The sequence below is a fragment of the Paenibacillus arenilitoris genome (genome assembly GCF_014705655.1).
Classification (GTDB): Bacteria; Bacillota; Bacilli; order Paenibacillales; family Paenibacillaceae; genus Pristimantibacillus; species Pristimantibacillus arenilitoris.
This window is the reverse complement of record NZ_JACXIY010000014.1, coordinates 287453-294041: the sequence shown is the minus strand read 5'-3', so window position 1 is coordinate 294041 and position 6589 is coordinate 287453. Positions and strand designations below refer to the sequence as shown.

Annotated in this window: 6 protein-coding genes; 5 read left to right on the top strand and 1 reads right to left on the bottom strand. The window is 63.6% G+C overall.

All coding sequences use genetic code 11. The features are described 5' to 3' along the window. Positions 1-348: 348 nt before the first annotated feature. From IDH41_RS12705 to IDH41_RS12690, 4 genes are all read left to right on the top strand, one after another. Positions 349-1209 carry a metallophosphoesterase gene (locus IDH41_RS12705; protein ID WP_317890737.1) on the top strand — a complete coding sequence of 287 codons (861 nt, stop codon included), beginning with the start codon at positions 349-351 and terminating at the stop codon, positions 1207-1209. 358 nt (positions 1210-1567) lie between these two features. After that, complete coding sequence (locus IDH41_RS12700; RefSeq protein WP_190861513.1) at positions 1568-2716, top strand: type III polyketide synthase; 1149 nt, start codon at positions 1568-1570, stop codon at positions 2714-2716. After that, entirely contained in the window at positions 2709-3443 is a 735-nt protein-coding gene (locus IDH41_RS12695) for a methyltransferase domain-containing protein (protein WP_190861511.1), read from the top strand. The genes IDH41_RS12700 and IDH41_RS12695 overlap by 8 nt, the downstream gene beginning before the upstream one ends. Before the next feature lies 1 nt (position 3444). After that, positions 3445-4587: an NAD(P)/FAD-dependent oxidoreductase gene (locus IDH41_RS12690; RefSeq protein ID WP_190861509.1), complete on the top strand. Its 1143-nt coding sequence runs from the start codon at positions 3445-3447 to the stop codon at positions 4585-4587. A 93-nt stretch (positions 4588-4680) separates the two neighbouring features. Here IDH41_RS12690 and IDH41_RS12685 read toward each other — a convergent pair whose 3' ends face one another. Next, positions 4681-5709 (bottom strand): ParB/RepB/Spo0J family partition protein, encoded by a 1029-nt coding sequence (locus IDH41_RS12685; RefSeq protein WP_190861507.1) that lies wholly within the window; start codon positions 5707-5709, stop codon positions 4681-4683. Positions 5710-5858: 149 nt separating this feature from the next. On the opposite strand from IDH41_RS12685, the gene IDH41_RS12680 reads away from it, so the two are divergent. Next, on the top strand, positions 5859-6533 hold the full coding sequence (locus IDH41_RS12680) for a hypothetical protein (protein WP_190861505.1): 675 nt from the start codon (positions 5859-5861) through the stop codon (positions 6531-6533). Positions 6534-6589: the final 56 nt, after the last annotated feature.

Sequence of the window (6589 nt, the reverse complement as noted above, 5' to 3'; positions counted from 1 at the left end):
GCCTCGTCTGCCCGGCGTCCCGTCCGCCTCGCGCCTCGGCCGCCCGGCGTCCCCGCCGCCTCGCGCCCCGGCTGCCCGGCGTCCCGTCCGCCTCGCGCCTCGGCCGCCCGGCGGGTTAATTTCAAATTCTGAAACAATTCAGAGGATAACCGTGGGAAAACGCGAATTTATTTCGGGATTTGAAACTAATCGGGGATATTCGGACGTCTATGAACGAGACAAGCCATTTTTATTTCAAATATTGAGCTTGCACAGCTCGCGAAAACCCGGAAAGCTGATTTAATTTCAACTATTGACACTAACGCGCGCGATTAAATGACCGGTATTCGAAAGAAGGGGGACCGTGCCGTGAGCAAAAAAGCGAAAAGGGTCATCCTCTGCGTGATGGCTGCCGTTCTATTCCTGGCGGCGTTCTTATATTACGAAAACAACGCGATCGGCATTACGAGATTTACCGTCGGCTCGGCCAAGCTGCCCGAAGCGTTCGACGATTACCGGATCGTCCATCTGACGGACCTGCACAGCAAGTCGTTCGGGAAGGGGCAGCGGCGGCTGGTCGGCAAGGTCGGCAAGCTGAAGCCCGATCTGATCGTGTTCACGGGCGACCTGGTCGACAGGCGAAAATATGAGGCGGAGGCCAGCGTGATTCTCATGCGCGAGCTGACGAAGCTGGCGCCGGTCTACTACGTGACGGGGAACCATGAGTACGGCGAGAACAAGTTCAAGCCGCTCCAAATCGAGCTCGAGCGGGCGGGCGTCCGGGTGCTGCGCAACCAAAGCGGGATGATCGCGCGTGGAGGAGGAGAGATCCGCATCGCCGGCGTGGACGATCCGATGTTCAACCGGGTGGAAGACGGCAACTTCGACAAGATCAACGCGCATCTCGACGCGGCTCTCGAGGAGACGAAGGAGGCTGGGGAGGCGTTCACGCTGCTGCTGTCGCACCGGCCCGAGCTGTTCGAGGCGTACGTGCGGCGCGAGATGGACGTCACGTTCTCCGGCCATGCGCACGGCGGGCAAGTCCGGCTGCCGTTCGTCGGCGGCTTGGTCGCGCCGGGCCAAGGCGTCCTGCCGAAGTACGACGGCGGCATGTATACGGAGGGCGAATCGGCGATGATCGTGAGCAGGGGGCTCGGCAACAGCATCATCCCGCAGCGGCTGTTCAACCGGCCGGAGGTCGTGCTGGTCGAATTGACGCGCCAGGAGTAATTGGGCAAAAAAAAGTGACCCGCGGCAAACGGTGCCGCGGGTCTTCAACATTTATATATTACAAAAGGGGGTTGTTTTCATTATAGGCGGTTTGTGTTAAAGCAAGATGAAGAATATGTTTCAAGTTTGTTACAATCCTATTCCATCGGCTTCATCCCGGGCGAATACCGGTTGACGTTTAAAGCGTCGGCGGAACACCCGAGTCAAAATTTTCCGCGAGAACGAGGATTCGTCCCTCTATTCTGCCTTTGCTGCCATAAAGAGCTTGTTTATTCCGTATCATATCGCGCCGCCCCGGCGAATAGACTTGTCTATAACAGCCAACTCGTCCGCGTTGGCATAGAGAGGATGGATTCGCATGGAGCGTACAAATTCGGGCATCGCGATATTGGGAATCGGAACGGCTTTGCCGGCATACCGGCTTGACCAAGGGGATACGGGGCGCAGGCTGGTCGACGCGCTTGCGGACAGGCCGGACGAAGCGCGCTGGGCAAGGCGGATATTCAAGCAATGCGGGGTGGAGCGGCGCTATACGTGCGAGCCGAACCTGCTGGCCGAAGCGGCGGATTGCCGTTATTTTCCGCTGGCCTCCGGGGAGAGCGCCCCAACGACGGCCGAGCGCATGGCCAAATACAAGCAGGAAGCCGTGCCGCTCGGGCTTAGGGCCGCCCGCCAGGCGCTGGCGGAAGCCGGGGGGGATGCCGGAGCCGTTACGCATCTGATGACGGTCAGCTGCACGGGGCAGTTCCTCCCCGGCATGGACGCCGCCCTCGTCCGGGAGCTTGGACTGGCTCCGGACGTAACGCGGATCCCGCTTACGTTCATCGGCTGCGCGGCCGGGCTCAAGGCGATTTGCCTGGCGAAGCAGCTCGCGTCGGGCTTTCGGGACGCGCTCGTGCTGATCGTATGCGTGGAGCTGTGCACGCTCCATATTCAGCCGGCAGGCGATCGGGATTCGCTGTTCGGCGCCTCCTTCTTCGGCGACGGGGCTTCGGCGTGCGTCGTCGGCGCGGCCGGCGATCGGCAGCGGCCGGTATTCCGGCTTGGCGATGCCCGCTCGGTGCTGCTCGAAGGCGGCGCCGGCGAGATGGTGTGGGAGGTCGGCAATTATGGCTTCGACCTGTATTTGTCGCCGGCCATCCCGCGCCTTATCGGGGAATCGATACCGGCGGAGATCGAGCGGCTGTGCGGGGGAGAGAAGCCGGAGCTGTGGGCGATTCATCCGGGCGGCAAAGGGATCATCGAAACGCTGCAGTCGCATTACGGGCTGACGGACGGGCAAGTCGCCCCGAGCCTCGGCGTGCTTCGGGAGATCGGCAACGTATCGTCCGCCACGATCCTGTTCGTGCTTAGCGCGATGCGGGAGAAGCTGGCTGCTGACGGATCGGCGGGCGCGAGCGGCATCGCGCTTGCTTTCGGTCCCGGCTTGACCGCGGAGATGATCAAGCTCGATTACGTCCCGTCCGCGCCGAAGAGGGAGCGGCTCGCGGACGGCGCTTATGCTTAGCGCGCTGCGCGAGCGGGCCGCCGCGGCCGAGCTGATGGACGACTTCGCAAGCGGCGGCCCCGAGCTTCGCGAGGCGCTTCGGGAGCTCCGCCTGCTCAACCGGCTGTTCGCCGCGGCCGCGCCTACGCTGCATGGCGTAAGGCGGCTGTGGAAGGCGGCGGGCAAGCCGGAGCGGCTGTCGATTCTGGACGTCGGCGCGGGCTCGGGCGATGTCAACCGCCGGCTGCTGCGCTGGGCGGACGACAACCGGCTCGACATGACGATTACGTTAGTGGACGTGACGGAGGAGGCTTGCGAGGAAGCGCGGGGGCTGTTCCGCGGCGAGTCCCGCGTCAACGTAAGGCGGGGCAGCCTGTTCGGACTATCCGAGGGCTGCGCGGATATCGTGACGGGAACGCAGTTCGCGCATCATTTCGGCAGGGAGGAGCTTCCGGCGGTCGCGGCAAGCATGCTGAAGGCGTCGCGCCTTGGCGTCGTCCTGAACGACATTCACCGCCATTGGATCGCTTGGTCGGCGGTATGGCTCGCTACCCGCGTTCTGTCTTCTAACCGGTATATCCGGCATGACGGGCCGCTGTCGGTGGCGAAGGGATTCCGCCGGGAAGATTGGCGGGAGCTCGAAGGGGCGCTTGACTCTGGCGGGATGTACTGCGCCTGGCGGCCGTTGTTCCGTTACGCGGTCGTCATCGGCAAGCGGGATTCGAATTCAGCGGGCGGAGTTGATTAACATGACGCGTAGCGTGGATGCGGCGGTACTCGGCGCGGGCGTCGCGGGCAGCGCCATGGCTAAGGCGCTTGCGGACCGCGGCTGGCAGACGGTGCTGATCGACCGCCAATCGTTTCCGCGCCACAAGGTGTGCGGGGAGTTTATGTCGCCGGAATCGCGAAGCACACTCTCGGCGCTTGGGCTGGCAGAGGCGGTGCGCGCGCTCGGCCCGAGCCGGATCGCGCGCGTACGGCTGCGCTTCGCTAGCGGCGCCGAGATCGAGCAGCCGCTGCCCGGCGAGGCGTGGGGGATAAGCCGCTATTCGCTGGACGCGGTCCTGCACGCCGAGGCGCGGTCGGCCGGAGTCGAGCTGCTTGCCGGCACGGCGGTGACGGCGGTTTATCCGGACGGAGAGCGCTATTTGGTCGAGACGAAGCGAGGCGGCGCAACGAGCGCGCTGCAAGCGCGGGCCGTGCTGTGCGCGTGGGGCGCGAACCGTCGCCCCGGGCTGCCGGGTTATCGGCCGGACGGTCCCGAGAAGTCGGCGTATTTGGGCGTGAAATCGCATTTTCGCGGCATCGCGATGGAGCAGGCCGTAGAGATGTATCTGTTCCCCGGGGGGTACTTGGGTCTCTGCCAAGTGGAAGGAGGGCTTGTCAACGCGGCAGCCCTATTGGAGCGGCGGTCATTCGCGCAATCGGGCAAATCGGTGCTGGATTTTATAGGGGAAGCGGCGCGGAGGCATCCGGTCCTCGCGGCGCGGCTGTCGCGCGCAGAGCCGGCGGACGGCACGCAGGCGGCGGTCGCGCCGGTATTCCTAAGCCGCCGCCCGCGGGCGTGGGACGGGATGCCGCTGCTCGGCGACGCCGCCTCGATGCTGCCTCCCCTATGCGGGGACGGCATGTCGATGGCGCTTCGCTCGGCGGCGCTGTGCGTTCCGCTTGCCGCCCGCTATTTGCGAGGCGCCTGCTCGCTTGCCGAATGGCAGCGGGAGTATGAGCGCGCCGTCCGGCGGGAATTCGCCGGACCGCTGCGCTGGGGCGGCCTGCTGCATAAGCTGCTCGGCGTGCCGTCCGCGGGGAAATGGCTGGCGGCCGCGTCCGGCCTCGCTCCGGGTCTTGCCCGAGGCTGGATCCGGGCGACCAGATTGAAGCCGGACCGCTAGCCGGTCAAGCACGTTCCGGCAGCGCCCCCGCAAAAGCGGAAGCAGGCTGCCTCTCCGCCGACGGGCAAGAGATACAGCCTGCTTCGATTTCGCTTATTCTGCCGCGGCTTTGGCGGCGTTCGCCAGTTCGCGCACCGCCTTCCATTCCGCCAGATGCTTCTCCAGGTTGTCGATCAAGGCGTCGATTTCGCCGGCGGCGGACGGGAGGAGCGCTGCGGCGGATGCGAACGCATCCGAAGGGAGCGGGCTGAAGGCCGGCAGCGAGGCGGCCAGCTTCTTCAGCTTCAGTTCGACCGGCGAAGCCGCGGCCGCCGGAGACGGCGGCTTCGCATCTCCGCCCGCGGTCTGCACCGGCTGGCCGGCTTGCCTGGCGGCCTTCGCCGCAGGTTCCGCGGCCGGCTTCGCGCGCTCGGCTTTGTTCGCCTCGTAGGTCGACCATGTCTCGATCAGGCCGCTTCCCGTCTTGAAGAGCAGCTTGTCCTTCGTGCCGCTCGAAATCGTCTTGTCCTTGAACAGCTTCGCGATCTTCTTCACGTCGCTGACCGGAAGCTCGTCTCTGGCTGCGATCAGCGCGAGCGGATCGCGGTGCTCGATGGGCAGGTCCTTCAAAGGCAGCAGCTGGTCCTCGGTCAGCTTGTCCTTCCGGATCTCGGTGCCGCCGACGATCAGCTTCTTGACCGCGTTCCCGAACTTCAGCAGCTCGCACTTGTTCTTGATATAGCTCTCCGGCTTGCCGAGCTTGCCCGACAAAAATTTCGCGGAGCTCCGGAACTTCGGATCGTTCAGCAGCTTGTGGAACGCCTCCGCCTCCTCGATCGGCGAGAAGCCTTCGCGCGTCAAATTTTCCGCGATTTGCTCGAGGTAAATTTCCATCTCGTCGGTAACGGTCGAGACGATGCACGGAATGGTCGCGCGGCCAAGCCTCTTGCTCGCTTTGTAGCGGCGGTTGCCGTAAATGATTTTGTACCGGCCGCCTTCCGTCGCCCGCACCTTGATCGGCGAGAGCAGGCCGAGCTCCTCGATGCTCTTCATCAACTCCTCGAGCGCTTCCTCGTCGAACTGGTACCTGGGCTGCTCCTTATCCTCGTCGATCAAATCCGTTAAAATTTCGATAATGTCCATTCGATAGTCTCCTTAAGGTAATGCAAAGCAAACGTATCATCAGTCTCTATTATTATAGCTTATGAGCGCAATCGAGGAAATGATTGGCGTGCCGGGCTGCTCAAGCGGCGGCACCGCATGCCGGCATTCCGCAACCGGGGGGCATGGCGATGAGAGTACCCTTGTTAAGCATTTTGCTTGCCGCGTGCCTGATTATGTCGGGCTGCTCGGGCAAGCCATACGGACAGTACCGCAACGAACCGATGATCGGTTACGTGAGCGCCCTGAACGAGGAAGACCGTGCCGTTACCTTCGACGTATCGGAGTGGATGAAGCGGGATGAGCAGGGGACGGACATTGGCGACTGGGGCGCGGAATATACGGCGCGGGTGCCGCCCGGCACGAAGCTGACCAACGAGGCCGGCGCGCGGCTGAAGTGGGAGCATTTGAAGCTCGGCCAGAAGGTGCAGATCCTGTCGTCCGGCGGAGGGAAGGCGGCGGACGCGCCGGAGGAGCTTATGCTGATGGGCATGAGCGAGCGGGAGACGCTGAAGCGGCTTGGCTTATTCGCCGGCGGCGAAGGGAGCTACCGGACCACCGTCCTGTACGGGCAAGGCGCAAAGCTGCCCTACGACAGCGATTATTTGGAGCGGGAGGCTCCTTCCGTATTCGAAGGCGGAGTCGGCTGGCTCGAATACGATCCCGAATACGTGCTGGACTTGAAGAAGGCGCTCGACGTCGGGGCTCTGCCCGTCTTTCTCGTGTTCGATCACGAGAAGCTGGTCGTGAAGACGGTGAGGCTCGCGAACGTCGTCGCTTTCCTCGATGCGGTGCTGGAAAAGTGACGGCGAGCGTTTCCGATTTTAACCGGAATGACTCCCGCTCAATTTGACGATTGGAC